Below are 14,941 nucleotides of genomic sequence, written 5' to 3' on the forward strand. Positions count from 1 at the left end.
GCCGAGCCCGCGTCGCCTCCGCGTCAGCCGAACGAAACCCCCGACGTCACCGGCGTGATCGTGCCGGTGATCGCCCGCGCGCGCGGCGACGCCAAAAACGCCACGACGTCGGCGATGTCCTCCGGCTGGGTGATCCGGCGCAGCGCCGACGACGCGGCCATCTCCTCGCGCACGGTCGCCGGCGGCACGTCGCGCCGCCGCGCGATGTCGTCGATGTACGCCGCGAGCTTGGCATTGTCGGTGTATCCCGCCACCACCACGTTGACCCGCACGCCGTCCGGGCCGACCTCCTTGGCGAGCACCCCCGACATCACCTCCATCGCGCCCTTGGTCGCCGCGTAGGCGCCCAGGTGCGGGAGCTTGGCGCGCGGGGCCTCCGAGCTGATCTGCACGATCGAGCCGCCGCCGACCGCGCGCATGTGCGGCAGGGCCGCGCGCGAGACCGCGAGTACGCCGAGAACGTTGATCTCGAACGCGCGCCGGAACTCGTCGGGATCGAGGTCCGCGAGGCGCGCCGACGGGTTGTACGTCGCGACGTTGACGACCACGTCCACTCGTCCCAGCCGCTCGGCCGCCGTGTCCACGAGCGCGTGGCACGCGTCCTGGTCGGCGATGTCGGTCGGTATCGCGATCACCCGACGGCCCGTCAGCCTCGCCGCCTCGTCGGCGAGTTCGGTCAGCGGCCCGCTGCGGCGGGCCGCCACCACGACGTCCGCCCCCGCGCGGGCGAGGGCCAGCGCCGTGGCGCGCCCGATGCCGTCTCCCGCCCCCGCGACGATTGCCACGTGTGCGTCGAGTTCAGCCGACATGGGCACCTCCGTACCGTGCAAAAACTTTCCGATCGGTGCGCCCGTCCTATCGCACAGTGCTTTCAATCGCCATGATCATCGGGTTGGGTTACTGTGCGCGGCCGTTCGAAGCCGGTCTGTCGATGTGGCAGACCGTTACCGACCACACACCGGAGGCACCGATGCCCACCGTCGTACTGCTCGGAACGCTCGATACCAAGGGATCCGAATACGCGTGGCTGGCCTACCGGCTTCGGGCTCGCGGCGCCGAGGTGGTGCTGATGAACGTGGGCGTGCTCGGCGAATCGGCCGCGCAGGCGGACGTACAGGCCGCCGATGTCGCGGCGGCGGCCGGGGAGGACCTGGAGGATCTGCGGACCCGCGCCGACCGGGGGACCGCGACCACCGCGATGGGCGAGGGGGCCGCGACGATACTGCGCGACCTGTACGAGCAGGGGAGGGTCGACGGGGTGCTCGCGGTCGGCGGCTCGGGAGGGTCGGCGATCGCGTCGCACGCGATGCGCGCGCTGCCGGTGGGGGTGCCCAAGCTGCTCGTGTCCACGATGGCCGCGGGCGACGTGTCGCCCTACGTCGGGGCCGTCGACATCACGATGATGTACAGCGTCGTCGACATCGCGGGGATAAATCGGCTGTCCGAACGCATCCTGGGCAACGCCGCCGACGCGATCGCGGGCATGGCCGGTGGCTACGCCGAGGACCGCGCGGCGGTCGCGGGGGTCACCGGCGAGGGGCGTCCTCTGGTCGCGGCGTCGATGTTCGGAGTGACCACGCCCGCGGTGGACGCGGCCCGCGAGCGGCTGACCGAACTGGGCTACGAGGTGCTCGTCTTCCACGCCACCGGCGCGGGCGGCACGTCCATGGAGAACCTGGCGGAGGCCGGTTTCCTGGCCGGGATCCTCGACCTGACCACGACCGAGCTGGCCGACGACCTGGTCGGCGGCGTGCTCACGGCCGGGCCGGAGCGGCTCACCGCCGCCGGCCGGACCGGATTGCCGCAGGTGGTGAGCGTGGGCGCGCTCGACATGGTCAACTTCGGCCCCCGCGACACCGTGCCGGAGCGGTTCGAACAGCGGAAGCTGTACGTGCACAACCCGACCGTGACGCTGATGCGGACGACACCGGACGAGAACGCCGAGCTGGGCCGCCGGATCGCGGCCAAGCTGGCCGCCGCGACCGGGCCGACCGCGTTGTATCTGCCGTTGCTCGGTGTCTCGGCGATCGACGTGGAGGGCGCGCCCTTCCACGACCCGATCGCCGACGCCGCGCTGTTCGACGCGCTGCGGGCGGGACTCGACGGCACCGCCGTCGAGGTGTACGAGGCGGCCTCGGACATCAACGATCCGACCTTCGCCACCGCGGCGGCGGACCGGCTGCACGAGCTGATCACGAAGGGAAACGTGGACTGACATGAACGGACGCGAGGCACGGGGTCGACTGCGTACCACCGTCGAGCGGGGTGGCGTGGTCATCGGCGCGGGCGCCGGGACCGGCCTGTCGGCCAAGTGTGCCGAGGAGGGCGGCGTCGACTTGATCATCATCTACAACTCGGGCCGCTACCGGATGGCGGGCCGCGGTTCGCTGGCCGGCCTGCTCCCGTACGGCGACGCCAACGCGATCGTGGTCGACATGGCCGGCGAGGTGCTGCCGGTGGTGCGTAACACACCCGTACTCGCGGGGGTGTGCGGCACCGATCCGTTCCGGATCATGCCGCACTTCCTGGACCGGCTCGCCGCGATGGGCTTCGCCGGTGTGCAGAACTTCCCCACCGTCGGCCTCTACGACGGCGTCTTCCGGCAGAACCTGGAGGAGACGGGGATGGGCTTCGGCCTGGAGGTGGAGATGATCCGGCTCGCGTCCGAGCGCGGATTGCTCACCGCTCCGTACGTCTTCGACCCCGAGCAGGCCCGGGCGATGGCCGCGGCCGGGGCCGACGTGCTGGTTCCGCACATGGGCCTGACCACCAAGGGCAGCATCGGCGCGACCACCGCACTGAGCCTGGACCAGGCGGTCGAGCGGGTGCAGGAGATGCGCGACGCGGCGGTCGAGGTCAACCCGGACATTCTCGTGCTGTGCCACGGCGGCCCGATCGCCGAGCCGGCGGACGCCGCGTACGTGCTCTCGCGCACCGACGGCGTGGTCGGCTTCTTCGGCGCCTCCAGTATGGAGCGGCTGCCGACCGAGATCGCGGTGACCGCGCAGGCGCGGGCCTTCAAGTCCATGACGCCCGGGACCGGTAGGTCCGGGGGCGCCGAGCAGTAGACCGTCGGGTGAGCGCCGACGAGACCGACCATCGAGAGGAAGCTCCGACATGTACAAGCTGACCGTGCTGTACGGCCACCCCACCGACCCGGCCGCGTTCGACTCGTATTACTGGGAGAAGCACCTGCCGATCGCCCGTACCATGGCCGGCCTCACCGGCTGGACGATCGGCACCTGTGAGCCGGACCCCTCCGGCGCGCTGCCCCCCTATTACATGGTGGTGGGTCTGTACGCACCGAGCCGCGCGGCGCTCGAAGCGATTCTCGCCTCGCCCGAGGGGATGGCCACGGTGGCCGATGTACCGAATTTCGCGACCGGTGGATCGACGTTCCTGTGGGACGAGGAGCGGGTAGTGGTCCCGGTGGAGCTGCCGGTGACCGAATAGCTCGTCGGTGACGCACGGGTGACCACGAGACAGCGCATCGTAGCGACCGACGCCGTGACCTGCACAATGGTGCGAGAGTCGGCGGCAAATAGGGCAAAACGGGATTATTCCTGCCTATGGGGCACATCACAAACCCCCTGAAATGTTTGCCAACCCGGCGAATCGGTGCGTAGTTTCGTGGTTGTTCGCACAAGCGGACTCTCCGGGCGGTACGCCGAATCCTGCCGCCGCTCGAGAGATGCAGTCGATATCGACTGGCGGCAGGAGCGGGGGAACCAAGGTAGTCGCGACATCGGCACTGTCGATGTCTTGGGGTGAAGCCATGCCTGATCAAGGCGAGGCCGGGCCACCCGCCCGAACCCGACAGCTAACTTCGTAGGCGCCCGACGAGGTAATCAATGACCTTCCGTGCCATCACCGCCCCGGTTCGTTCGCTCTCCCCCCGTCGTCGCGCCGGCATCGCCGTCGCCGCCGGCGCCGGCCTGGTTCTCCCGCTCATGGGCATGGCCGGCACCGCGAACGCCGCCGACTCCTCCACGTGGGACAAGGTCGCCCAGTGCGAAAGCACCGGCAACTGGGGCATCAACACGGGCAACGGCTTCTCCGGCGGTCTGCAGTTCACCCCGAGCACCTGGGCCGCGTACGGCGGCACCGCGTACGCGTCCAGCGCCCAGCAGGCCACCAAGTCCCAGCAGATCGCGGTCGCCGAGCGCGTCCTCGCGGGTCAGGGCCCGGGCGCCTGGCCGGTCTGCTCCAAGACGGCCGGTCTGAGCGGCGGCGGCAACGCCAACGCCACGGCCGAGCAGTCGAGCGGCAAGACCAAGGCCACGGTCGAGCAGAAGTCCGCGCCGAAGAAGTCCACGGAGTCCGACGCCAAGTCCGCTCCGAAGTCCTCCACCGACGCGGCCCGCAAGAGCGAGAGCAAGGCTCCCGCGCGGACCGAGGCCAAGCTCGCGCCGAAGCACGGCTCGACCGAGTCCGCGCCGAAGTCCTCGGCCACGCCGAAGTCCTCGACCACCAAGCACGCGCCGGCCTCCGGCGCCTACACCGTGAAGGCGGGCGACACGCTCTCCGACATCGCGGCCAAGACCGGCGTCAAGGGTGGCTGGAAGGCTCTCTACGCCGCCAACCACGCCACGCTCGGCGACAACCCGAACCTGATCAACGTGGGTGCGAAGCTGTCCCTCGCGGGCTGACGCACCGTCACCACGTAGGCCCCGCCGGACTTTCCGGCGGGGCCTACGCCCATGTCCGGGGGTGGTACCCGGGATTGCCGTTCGGCGGTCGTCGACTCGGTGTTGTCGAAGGCGAGTCGCCCGATGTGATGTGCCCGGCGGGCGCGGGCCGAATCAGGCCCGGGCGGCGTTGGCCGGTGCTTCGATGCGTTCGGCCGGTACCGACTTCGCGTGCGGCTCGGTGCTTCGGTCGTACTTGCGGCCGGTGTGGTTGAGCAGCAGGTTGAGCGCGACCGCCACGATGGAGCCGGCCGATATGCCGGACTCGGCGATCATGCGGAGCCTCTCCGGGAACGCGTGATAGAAGTCCGGGTAGGCGATCGGGAAGATGCCGAAGGCCAACGCGGTGGCCACGATCAGCGCATTGGAGCCGGCGTTGAGGTCGGCCTTGCCGAGAGTACGGATGCCCGCCACCGCGACCGTGCCGAACAGCACGACGCCCGCGCCGCCCAGGACCGGTTGCGGGACGAGCGCGACCAGGCCGCCGACGATCGGCATCAGGCCCATCAGGACGAGGAACGCGCCGCACACCGCGACCACGTACCGGCTGCGGATGCGCGTCAGCGCGACCAGGCCGATGTTTTGCGCGAAGGCCGTGCACGCGAAGCCGTTGAAGACCCCGCCGAACGCGGTGGCCAGGCCGTCGGCGCGCAGGCCGCCCGCGATGGTCTTGTCGTCGACCGGCTTGTCCACCACCTCGCTCAGGGCGATCATGTCGGCCGTCGACTCGGTCATGCTCACGATCATCACGACGAGCATGGACACGGTCACCGACAGGTCGAACTGCGGCGCGCCGAACGCGAACGGCTGTGGCGCCTCGAAGATCGCGAGCCTGCCGAGCGCGTCGCCGTCCACCTTGTCGAACGGGATCGCGAGCAGGGTGCCGACGACCAGCCCGAGCAGGATCGCGATGCGCTGGAGGAATCCGGTCAGCACGCGGTGCAGGATCAGGATCGCCACCAAAGTCGCGGCGGCCAGCCCCAGATTGGTCGGTGAGCCGTAGCCGGACGCCTTCGCGTCGCCGCCTTGCGCCCAGTTGCCCGCCACCGGCAGCAGAGAGACCCCGATCAGCGTGATCACCGTGCCGCTGACCACCGGTGGGAAGAACCTGACGAGCCGACAGAAGACCGGCGCGAGCACGAAGCAGAACACGCCGGAGACGATCGTCGAGCCGAAGATGATCGGCAGCGTCGCGTCGCCCTTGGAGGCGATGACCGCCAGGATCGGCGACACCGCCGCGAACGTGACGCCGTTGACGAACGGCAGTCTTGAGCCCACCCGCCAAAAGCCCAGGGTCTGGAGGAGGGTGGCCAGACCCGCGATCAGCAGGTTCGCGCCGAGCAGCGTGGTCGTCTCGGTCGCCGACAGCCCCAGCGCACCGCCGATGATCAGCGGCGGGGCCGCGACCCCGGCGTACATCGTGGCCACGTGTTGCAGGGCGCCCACCACCATGCGTCCCGGTGGCAGCAGTTCGTCGACAGGGTGGACGGTCGCCTCGCCGGGTGCGGACCCCGGTATCGCGCTCGGGGTGCCCGCGGTTTTCCTGGTGGTTCTCCAGCCCATGAGTGGTGCCTCCACATCGGATGCCGTCTCGCGACGGCCCGGCCCGTTGGACGTACGGGATCGCAGGTTCGTCAGGGGGAGTGGATGCACATCCGGGGCGATCCTCCTGGCGGCTATTCCACTATCCGGAATCAAGATTCCGTCAAGCAGAACGAGACTGTAGGGACGGGCCCGATCGATGGCAATAGCTACAGCCGCCGGCATCCGGCGCGGCGAAGAACCTGTGGCTTCCTCCGGCGGCCTGCGGGTATCGGGGCAAAGGAGAGTCAGGACAATCTCAACTAATTGGTGCAAATCGGAGCAGTGACGATAAAAAAACGTTTGGAATGGCCTTGTGACGGTGATTTCTTTTGACATAGGTTCGTCAGACCGTGGTTCCTGCTTTCTCCTGAGAGGGTGCCATGTCGAACATGACCCGCTTGGCCGTCCGTACTGCCGTAGATCACCCCCTGTGGCCGGTGCTCAAGGACTCCGTCGCCCGCCTGCGTCCGTTGCAGGCGAAGGACGGATCCGTGGAGCCGGCCGAACACGCGTCCGCGCGCTCGCTCGTCGTCGACATCACGACGGCGATCGACGGGCTCGCGCCGCTGTTCCCGCACGACGAGGCGTATCTCGGTGCGGTGGTGGCCGACTTTCGTCGGTGGTCCGACGGCGGCTTCGGCCGCCCGGACTTCCTCGACTCGCTCGTCGCGTTCCGCCCCGAACAGGCTCGGCGGGACGGGTTGGAACACCTCGTGGTGTTCCCGATGAGTACGCAGAACGGCAATCCGAACCGCAATGTCGAGGCCGTGCTCGTGCGGGTGGTGTGGCCCGAATGGTTGGCCGCGCTCGAAGCGGAGCGCTACGACAACGCGATGTTCGTGCCGGTCGCGTTCGTCGACTTCACCGACGGCTACGACACCGACTCGGCCGTGCTCTTCCCGGAGACCGTGGCCGTGCGCGAGGTGCCGAGGTTCACGTGGGGCGGCATCTTCTGCGACCGCGAGGCGGCCAGGTTCCGTCGGGTCGTCACTGCCGCCGCGACTGCGTTGGACCTCGAACTTTCGCCGGAAGCGGCGGAGTTGGTGGCCGATCAGCAGCTTGCGCAGGACGCGTTCGTGCTGTGGGACCTGATCCACGACCGCACCCACGGGCGCGGGCACATGCCGTTCGACCCATTCATGATCAAGCAGCGGATGCCCTACTGGATGTACGCGCTCGAAGAGCTGCGGTGCGACCTGACCGCCTTCCGCGAGGCCGTCGCATTGGCGGCCGAGGGTGTGCCGACCGCGCGGCTGGTGCAGTACGCGATCGTGTTCGACCGGCTGTTCCGCTTCCCGGTGACGGGGGGCCGTGAGCGCAACTACGACGGGCTCGGCGGGCAACTCCTGTTCGCCCACCTGCACCGGGACGGCGTCCTGGAGTGGAGTGACAACCGGCTCACGGTCGACTGGGATCGGATCGCCGATTCGGTGCTCGGGCTCTACGACGAGGTCGACCGGTTGTACCGCGAGGGCGTGGACCGCTCGAAGGTCGGACACTGGCTCGCCGCCTACGAGTTGGTGTCGGGCCATGTACCGCCCAACCCCGGATCCACGTGGGCGCGCGGGCTCGCCGCGCTGCCGATGGACGGGCCGCCCAAGGGGCTGGTGGACGCGGTGTTGCCCGACGAGTTTCCGCTGAGCATGTTCTACGAAGCGCTCAGGCGGCGACTGCGCGACGTGATCGCCTCGACGCGCGGGATCACGGCGGACGCGGTGCCGAGTACGCCGGCGGCGTCGGGCTCGGATGGGGGCGCGGTGGCTGTGCCTTTGGAAACCGTCGATGTCGATGTGGTCGATGTGGAAGAAGTGGAGCGGACCGGATGACGGGTCTCGACGGAGCGGTGATCGCCGTGGCCGGTGCGGGTGGGCCGACCGGGCGGGCCGTGGTCGCGCGGCTCGCGCGTGCCGGCGCGCAGGTGTACGGCGCGGATGCGGACGCGCAGCGGTTGCGCGATTCGGTGGACGCGGCGCCCGGTGCCCGCGGCGCGGTCGTGGACCTGCTCGACGCCGACGCCACCCGGCGCTGGGCGGCGCAGGTCGAGCACGAACACGGGCGCGTGGACGGGCTCGTGCACCTGGTCGGCGGGTGGCGCGGCGGCAAGAAGTTCGGCGACAACTCGCTCGACGACTGGGCGCTCCTGCACGACCTGCTCGTGCGTACCGTCCAGCACACGAGCCTGGCCTTCCACGACTCGCTCGCCCGCAGCCCGCGCGGCCGGTTCGCGCTGGTGTCGGCAGCCGCGGCGGCCAAGCCCGCGGCGGGCAACGCCGGCTACGCGGCGGCCAAGGCCGCCGCCGAGACGTGGACGCTCGCGCTGGCCGACTCGTTCGCCGAGACCGACGCGGCGGCGGTGATCCTGGTGGTCAAGGCACTCGTCGACGACGCGATGCGAGAAGCTCGACCCAACGCCAAGTTCGCCGGCTTCACCGACGTCGGCGATCTCGCCGACGAGATCGCCGGTCTGTGGAACCTGACCGCAACCGACCTGAACGGGAAACGACTGTGCCTGAACGTCCCCTGACTGTGCGTCACGACCCGAACGCGCGCGGCTTCGCGAGCGACAACTACGCGGGCGTCCACCCCGAGGTGCTGACCGCGATAGCGATCGCCAACGGTGGCCACCAGGTGTCGTACGGCGAGGACGTGTACACCGAGCACCTGGGCGAGATCTTCCGCGCGCACTTCGGCGAACGCGCCCAAGCGTTCCCGGTGTTCAACGGCACCGGCGCCAACGTGATCGGTCTCCAGGCGATGACCGACCGCTGGTCCTCGGTGATCTGCGCGGAGAGCGCACACATCCACGTCGACGAGTGCGGGGCGCCGGAAAAGGTCGCCGGACTCAAGCTGCTCACCGTGCCCACCCCCGACGGCAAGCTCACACCCGAACTCGTGGACGCGCAGGCCTACGGCTGGGACGACGTGCACCGCGCGCAGCCCAGGGTGGTCTCGTTCGCCGAGAGCACCGAACTGGGCACGGTGTACACGCCGGACGAGATCGCGGCTCTGGCCGAGCACGCGCACGGGCACGGGATGCTCGTGCACCTGGACGGTTCGCGGCTGGCCAACGCGGCGGCCACGCTCGACGTCCCACTGCGCGCGCTGACCACCGACGTCGGGGTCGACGTGCTCTCGTTCGGGGGTACCAAGAGCGGCCTGATGTTCGGCGAAGCCGTGGTCGTGCTCAACCCGGACGCGGCGCGCGGGGTCGAGTATCTGCGCAAGTCGGCGATGCAGCTGGCGTCGAAGATGCGGTTCGTCTCGGTGCAGTTCGAGGCGCTGTTCGCGAACGACCTGTGGCTGCGCAACGCGCGGCAGGCGAACGCGATGGCCACGCGTCTCGCCGAGCGGGTCGCGGACATCGAAGGCGTCTCGTTGACACGGATGCCGCAGGCGAACGCGGTCTTCGCGGTGTTGCCGGTGGACGTGACCGAGCGCATGCAAAAGCGGTTCCGGTTCTACACGTGGGACGAGTCCACCGGGGAGGTGCGCTGGGTCACGGCGTTCGACACGACGGAGGCCGACGTGGACGCGTTCGTGGCGGCGTTGGCGGAAGAACTGCGTTAGAAGCCCGCGGACGAGAGGACGACGCCCGCGAGCGCGGGGCCTTCGCGGCCGGGTGCGCCGGCCGTGCCGCCGGCGTGTGCGAGCCACCCGGTGATCGCCACGAGCGGCTGGCCGAGCGGGGGAGCCGGCACGATGAGGGGATGGACGACGGGGTTGCTCGGCGGGTGTGGCGGGTGTTGGAACCGGTACACGCGGTGACGTATTTCGCACCGGAGAGTATCGCCGCGCACAAGGCGGTGGGGCTGCGCGGTTTTTGGATGGGCTATTTCGGAGGGCGGGCCGCACCGCTCGGGGCGGTCTCGGCCGGGGTGGTGGCAGCGGCGTTCTACAACTTCCATCCCGCGATGGTGCGGCGGGCCGTGCCGGACGCATGGGGATTCGCCGCGCCCGAGGCCGTGGTGACGGCCCGTCAGGAGGCCGCGGCGGCGGCGCTGCGCCGGGTCGACCCCGGGATCGAGGGAGTCGCCCGGGAGTTGGACGGGCTGCTGCGGCCCGTGGTCGAGACGGCCGACGGAGCGGGGCGGGTGTTGTTCGCGGCCAATCGGGAGCTGGAGGACGCGGACGATCCGGTCGCGCGGGTGTGGCAACTCGCCACGTGTCTGCGGGAGCAGCGCGGTGACGGGCACGTCGCGGTGCTCGCGGCGGAGGGGTTGGACGGGTGCGAGGCGCACGTGCTGTTCGCCGCCGCGGAGGGGACACCGGCCGAGGTGTTGCGCGCCAATCGGGGCTGGTCCCCGCAAGAGTGGGCGGCGACGGAGGAACGGCTGCTCGCGCGTGGTCTGTTGGTCGCCGACGGCGGGGCGAGTGTGGCCGGTCGCGCGTTGCGGAGCCGGGTGGAGGCCCGTACCGACGCACTCGCCGGGCGCCCCTACCGGGTCTGGTCGAGTGCGCGAACCGACCGTGCCGTCCACCTGCTGGGAGCGATCGCCCGCCGCGTTGTGGACGCGGGGGACGTGCCCTTTCCGAATCCGATGGGGCTCCCCGCGCTGTAGCACGGCGGCCGTTCGCACCGTGCCCTACAGTCCGAGCACGCGCCGTTCGAGTGGACGGGGCGATGGGGTGGGGGAGTTGCATTCGGTGGGCGCGGTCAAAGTCACGGCTTTTCTGGTCTTCCTCGGTACGGCGATCCTCGGGGTCGTCCTGTACTTCGTCTCCGACGTCTCGTTGGCGAATCTGTTGTCCCTCGGCGCGGGCGCGCTGTGCCTGTTCTGGCTGATCGTGGTGCTCACGGTGCCGTGGACCCTGTACTTCCGGGCCCGGCAGCTGATTCGGGAGATCCACACCAGCCGGGGGAAGGGCATCGCGGTCTCCGCCGAGCGCGAGCCGGAGGCGCGGCGGATCGCGCAGCGCCTGCTGTGGGGCGCGCTCGGCGCGCACCTCGTGTCGGCCGTGGTGATCGCGGTGATCACCTGGGTCTCGGGTGGCGTCGTCGGCTACTACTTCGCCGGTTTCTATCTGCTCAGCACGCTCTTTCGGCCCAGTCAGGCGTACCTGGCGCACTTGAGCCTGCGCCTGAAGAGCATGCTGCGCGAAGTGACCCACCCGCGAGACGATGTGCTCGCGCTGATCGACCGGGTCACCGCGCTGGAGGACAAGGTCTCGGTGTTGGAGATCAGGACGGTCGAACTCACCGAGACCACCGAGGAACTCAAGATCGCCGTCGCCTCGAACGCCGCGGCGGCGAGCGATCGGGACCACGCGAGCGATCGCAAGATCGAAGCCCTCGGCCGCCGGTTCGAGGACACCATCAGCCAGTTGACGGACAACCAGGAAGTGATCTCGGGTATCAAGGCGTTCCTGCGGCTGTTGCGCACCCAGGAGAGCTGACCCCGTCGCGGACGGCGACCAGGCCGTGCGGTCGGAACCTGCCGGCGGGCCCGCGCCTGCTCGACCTCGGCCGAGGCACTGCGTGGGCACGAGATCGCCCTCGGGGAGGGGAGTTCGTGGTCGTGGACGACGACTGTGCGCCGGAGGACGGTTGGATCGAGCCGGCGACGGCCGCGCCGAGCCCCGGCCGTGATGGAGCCCCGACGCGGCGTCGAGTCCGCACCGCCGGTCCCGGGGCGGCGGGTCGGGACCGGCCGGTGGTTCGGCTATTCGGTCGCGGTGGCCAGGTTCAGCGCGAACTCGCGTACGTCCGGGTCCGGGTGGGCGCGTAGCGTGCGGATCACCGTGCGCCACCGGTCCGGCCATCCCGACGCCGGGCCGACGGAGCGGGTGATGCCGTACGCGATCACCCCGGCGGGCGCGGACGGACCGAGCGCGAGCGTGCGCACGGCCCGCAGGAGCACGTCGCGATCGAAGGACGTGTGCGGCTGCCCGAGCCGATCGTGCAGTTCGTCCGAGGCCGCCAGGGCCGGGACGACCCGGTCCGCGCACAGTTCGGCGAGCGCGGTCAGCCGGTCGGCGGTGTCGGCGTCGTCCAGGGGAATAGTGGCCGCGGTCGTCACGGCCGCCTCCGTGCGTAGTTCGGGCGCGTGGGCCAGCACGGCCAGGACCGGCCGCAGGATCGGCTCGGCGGTGGCCGGTTGCCGGTGCGCCCAGGCTCGGGACGCGCGCAGCAACGCGGCCAGTCGGCGCCGCGCCGGGTGGTCGCGGTCGGCCTCGGCGTCCGGGCCGGCGCCCGAGGTCTCCAGGGCGATCAGTGACTCGACCACGTCGACGAGTACTCCCGGAGCGACGCCGTCGGCGGTGAACGCGTGCAGCGCCTGGACCGCGTCGGACCACGTGGCCCGGTCGGACAGGTTCAGGACCGCGTCGCGGATCGCGGTCACGCCGCCCGGTGACCACGACGCCCAGCCGGGGAAGGCTCGGTAGGCGCCGCGCAGCACCTCCGGGTCGGTGCTCTCGCACGCCGACGTGACCAGCGCCGCGAAGCGCGGGCGCAGGGCCGGCGCGATCGTCGACGGCGACGTGTGCAGGACGGTCGTGGTCAGCTCGCGCGGACCCTCGACCGCGGCGTGCAGGACCGCCCACGACGGTTCGTCGCCGAGCCGATCGAGCAGCGCGTCCAAGACCGCGCCGCGCACGTCACGATGCTGGTTTTCCGCTTGCCACACCTGCGCGGCCAAGGCGACCGCGCCCGGAATGCCCTCGCGCACGGCGATCCGTACCGCCTCCTTGCGCGACGTCACCTTGCCGGTGCCGAGCAGCACGGGGCGCAGCAGCGACGCCAGCACCGAGGGTGCGGTGTAGCGCGCGGCGCGCGACGCCGCGTGGATCGCCACCCGCGCGCGGTCGTCGTCGACGTGCGCGAGCAGGATCGGCAAGGCCGCGGCGGGGTCGGTGGTGTGGGTGAGGCCGATCAGCGCCGCCTCGACCAACGTCACGTCGGCGGAGTCGACGTAGCCGAGCAGTTCGGCTCGGCCGAACTCCGGTATCCGGGCCAGGTGTCGCAGTGCGCCGACCCTGGTGTAACCGTGTTGGCCGGTGTCCTCGACGAGTTCGACCATGAGCTTCGCGTACGCGCGTTGTTGACGCGGCAGCAGTCGTTCCAGGCAGCCGAAGGGCAGATACGGCACCCAACGAGTGTGGTCGGGGACGAACCGGCCGCGCAGGCGTAGCCCCGTCAGATACGGGTCGAGCAGGTCGGGCCGGTGCGCGGCGATCGTCCGCAGGACGACGGGCAGGGCGGCCGTCGACGGGTCCCGGGCGACGAGTTCGACGGCGCGCTCGGTACGGCTGCGCGGGTCGTCCAGCCAGTGCTCGATCGCGATCCGGGCGACCGAGACGTTCTTGCTGCGGGTCGCCCGACCCAGCGTCTCCTGCAACTCGTCGATGTCCCGGGCTCGTTTGCCGAGCCCGGCTGCGAGCGCGAACGCCAACCAGTAGTCCCCGCGGGCGTCCTGGGCCGCGATCCACGGGCGCAACGCGGCGTGGATCTCGTGTTCGCGCCCACGGCGCAGGCCGACGCCGATGTCGTGCAGTCGCACCCAACCCGCCTGCGCGGCGACGCCTTCGAAGGTACCCAGTGCCCACCCGGTCAACTCGGGTGCACCGCCCACCAGATGGTGGGTCAGCAGGCGTGACGCGAGATCGGTGATGTGCGTGCGGGTTTGGTGCGACGTGTCCCGCGCCTCCAACGCGTCGCGAGCGAACTCGGCCAGTACGTCGGCGACGTCGTGGTCGAACAGCCGCGGGTCGGCCTCCGCGACGGCCCGCAGCGCCGCCCTCCGCACCGGGTCCTGCTCGTTGCGCAGCCTGCTCAGCGACCGCAGGAGCGCGCCGAAGCCGGCGGCGTCGCCACCGGCCGCGGCACACGCGATCAGGCGGCGGTAGCCCGCGGCGCGTTGGACGGCATCGGGTCGGCGGGTCGTCGCGACGAGTTCGGCGCGTACCTCGTTCAGCGGGAGGTGGGCGAGCAGGGCCAGGCGCTGCGACTCGTGCGCGTCGGCGTGCGGGAGCGTGAGCATCCGACGGACCTCGACGTATCGACGCTCGCGCGGCAGCACGGCCAGGACGGCGTCGCCCAGGACGGCTCGGCTCACGTCGCGGTCGGCGTTGACCGCGTCGTGGAACGCGGCCCGGCGACTCGGCGGCATCATCCGCATGAGGCGGACCAGGCTCGCGTCGTCGCGGCGCAGTTCGCGCCCCAGGTCGACCAGGGTGGGCGAGCGGGTGTCGACCACCCGGCGCACCGCGCCGGTGCTCAGCCGCGAGACCGTCGGTCCGATCCGCTCCGCCTCGACCAACAGCCGCAGCACGCGCTCGTGATCGGCGGTCAAGAGCCGAGGGATCCACGCGATCGACGCGAACGGCAGCACCTCGCGCGGCCCGTGTCGCTCGATCAGGTCGAGGACTCGATGGGGGTGCCGATCGACGGTCGCGAACACGCTTCGCGCGTGTCGCCACCACCACTGCTCCCGCGCGGATCGCGGGAGTTCGGCGAGTTGGCGGGCGCTGTCGTCGAGAACCACCTCGGGATGGATCCGGGCGAGGGCGATCCGCAGCCGGGTCAGGTGACCGAGCGCGGGCAACTGCGCGGCGACGACGTCCGCACCGCACGCGGCCAGGACGCGGGCGGCCTCGTCGGGGCCGCGGACCGCGAGGACGTCCGCGACGATCCGGTCGGCCAATGCGCGGCGCCGACCGGTGCGCAGTAC

The 14,941-nt window shown here is 70.8% G+C and carries 13 protein-coding genes and 1 riboswitch; of the genes, 9 read left to right on the top strand and 4 right to left on the bottom strand.

The genetic code is table 11. The features are described from left to right. Positions 1 to 23 precede the first annotated feature (23 nt). Positions 24 to 809 carry an SDR family oxidoreductase gene (locus GT354_RS36920; protein WP_161360752.1) on the bottom strand — a complete coding sequence of 262 codons (786 nt, stop codon included), beginning with the start codon at positions 807 to 809 and terminating at the stop codon, positions 24 to 26. Between the two features lie 161 nt (positions 810 to 970). Here GT354_RS36920 and GT354_RS36925 point away from each other — a divergent pair, with 161 nt between their 5' ends. The 4 genes from GT354_RS36925 (at position 971) to GT354_RS36940 (ending at position 4,649) form a co-directional block, all read left to right on the top strand. Continuing rightward, positions 971 to 2,215, top strand: a complete 1,245-nt coding sequence (locus GT354_RS36925; protein ID WP_161360762.1) for a Tm-1-like ATP-binding domain-containing protein — start codon at positions 971 to 973, stop codon at positions 2,213 to 2,215. Between the two features lies 1 nt (position 2,216). Beyond that, positions 2,217 to 3,068, top strand: a complete 852-nt coding sequence (locus GT354_RS36930) for a phosphoenolpyruvate hydrolase family protein (protein WP_161360753.1) — start codon at positions 2,217 to 2,219, stop codon at positions 3,066 to 3,068. Positions 3,069 to 3,117: 49 nt separating this feature from the next. Beyond that, positions 3,118 to 3,453 carry an EthD family reductase gene (locus GT354_RS36935; RefSeq protein ID WP_161360754.1) on the top strand — a complete coding sequence of 112 codons (336 nt, stop codon included), beginning with the start codon at positions 3,118 to 3,120 and terminating at the stop codon, positions 3,451 to 3,453. Positions 3,454 to 3,659: 206 nt separating this feature from the next. After that, positions 3,660 to 3,851, top strand: a riboswitch (cyclic di-AMP (ydaO/yuaA leader). Continuing rightward, positions 3,852 to 4,649 carry a transglycosylase family protein gene (locus GT354_RS36940; protein WP_161360755.1) on the top strand — a complete coding sequence of 266 codons (798 nt, stop codon included), beginning with the start codon at positions 3,852 to 3,854 and terminating at the stop codon, positions 4,647 to 4,649. Positions 4,650 to 4,802: 153 nt separating this feature from the next. Here GT354_RS36940 and GT354_RS36945 read toward each other — a convergent pair whose 3' ends face one another. After that, positions 4,803 to 6,140, bottom strand: coding sequence for a nucleobase:cation symporter-2 family protein (locus GT354_RS36945; protein ID WP_237535831.1), 1,338 nt, complete (start codon positions 6,138 to 6,140; stop codon positions 4,803 to 4,805). Between the two features lie 512 nt (positions 6,141 to 6,652). Between GT354_RS36945 and GT354_RS36950 the strand changes: the two genes are divergently transcribed. The 3 genes from GT354_RS36950 to GT354_RS36960 are packed head-to-tail and all read left to right on the top strand — an operon-like array spanning position 6,653 to position 9,839. Further along, positions 6,653 to 8,098: a DUF6421 family protein gene (locus GT354_RS36950; RefSeq protein WP_237535830.1), complete on the top strand. Its 1,446-nt coding sequence runs from the start codon at positions 6,653 to 6,655 to the stop codon at positions 8,096 to 8,098. Next, entirely contained in the window at positions 8,095 to 8,796 is a 702-nt protein-coding gene (locus GT354_RS36955; protein ID WP_161360757.1) for an SDR family NAD(P)-dependent oxidoreductase, read from the top strand. Before GT354_RS36950 ends, GT354_RS36955 begins: the two co-directional genes overlap by 4 nt. Then, a complete protein-coding gene (locus tag GT354_RS36960; RefSeq protein ID WP_161360758.1) occupies positions 8,778 to 9,839 on the top strand; it encodes a low specificity L-threonine aldolase in 1,062 nt (353 codons plus the stop codon). Before GT354_RS36955 ends, GT354_RS36960 begins: the two co-directional genes overlap by 19 nt. On the opposite strand, the gene GT354_RS56030 is transcribed toward GT354_RS36960, so the two are convergent. Then, positions 9,836 to 9,970 (bottom strand): hypothetical protein, encoded by a 135-nt coding sequence (locus tag GT354_RS56030; RefSeq protein WP_272923953.1) that lies wholly within the window; start codon positions 9,968 to 9,970, stop codon positions 9,836 to 9,838. The genes GT354_RS36960 and GT354_RS56030 overlap by 4 nt on opposite strands. A 9-nt stretch (positions 9,971 to 9,979) precedes the next feature. On the opposite strand from GT354_RS56030, the gene GT354_RS36965 reads away from it, so the two are divergent. Both GT354_RS36965 and GT354_RS36970 read left to right on the top strand, forming a co-directional pair. Then, on the top strand, positions 9,980 to 10,831 hold the full coding sequence (locus GT354_RS36965; RefSeq protein ID WP_161360759.1) for a hypothetical protein: 852 nt from the start codon (positions 9,980 to 9,982) through the stop codon (positions 10,829 to 10,831). Positions 10,832 to 10,916: 85 nt separating this feature from the next. Further along, the gene (locus GT354_RS36970) at positions 10,917 to 11,666 is read left to right on the top strand and encodes a hypothetical protein (protein WP_161360760.1); all 750 of its coding nucleotides are present in this window, start codon (positions 10,917 to 10,919) and stop codon (positions 11,664 to 11,666) included. Positions 11,667 to 11,932: 266 nt separating this feature from the next. Here the strand turns inward: GT354_RS36970 and GT354_RS36975 are convergent. Beyond that, positions 11,933 to 14,941: hypothetical protein (locus tag GT354_RS36975; protein ID WP_161360761.1), on the bottom strand; the 3,009-nt coding region annotated here is incomplete at its 5' end.

The organism is Streptomyces sp. SID3343 (assembly GCF_009865215.1).
Classification (GTDB): domain Bacteria; phylum Actinomycetota; class Actinomycetes; order Streptomycetales; family Streptomycetaceae; genus Embleya.

Excerpts from the sequence above, each read along its gene's own strand:
- GT354_RS36940 (WP_161360755.1), top strand. The coding sequence starts at position 3,852 with ATGACCTTCCGTGCCATCACCGCCCCGGTTCGTTCGCTCTCCCCCCGT.
- GT354_RS36930 (WP_161360753.1), top strand. The coding sequence starts at position 2,217 with ATGAACGGACGCGAGGCACGGGGTCGACTGCGTACCACCGTCGAGCGG.
- GT354_RS36965 (WP_161360759.1), top strand. The coding sequence starts at position 9,980 with ATGGACGACGGGGTTGCTCGGCGGGTGTGGCGGGTGTTGGAACCGGTA.
- GT354_RS36920 (WP_161360752.1), bottom strand. The coding sequence starts at position 809 with ATGTCGGCTGAACTCGACGCACACGTGGCAATCGTCGCGGGGGCGGGA.
- GT354_RS36945 (WP_237535831.1), bottom strand. The coding sequence starts at position 6,140 with ATGGTGGTGGGCGCCCTGCAACACGTGGCCACGATGTACGCCGGGGTC.
- GT354_RS36950 (WP_237535830.1), top strand. The coding sequence starts at position 6,653 with ATGTCGAACATGACCCGCTTGGCCGTCCGTACTGCCGTAGATCACCCC.
- GT354_RS36955 (WP_161360757.1), top strand. The coding sequence starts at position 8,095 with ATGACGGGTCTCGACGGAGCGGTGATCGCCGTGGCCGGTGCGGGTGGG.
- GT354_RS36935 (WP_161360754.1), top strand. The coding sequence starts at position 3,118 with ATGTACAAGCTGACCGTGCTGTACGGCCACCCCACCGACCCGGCCGCG.
- GT354_RS36925 (WP_161360762.1), top strand. The coding sequence starts at position 971 with ATGCCCACCGTCGTACTGCTCGGAACGCTCGATACCAAGGGATCCGAA.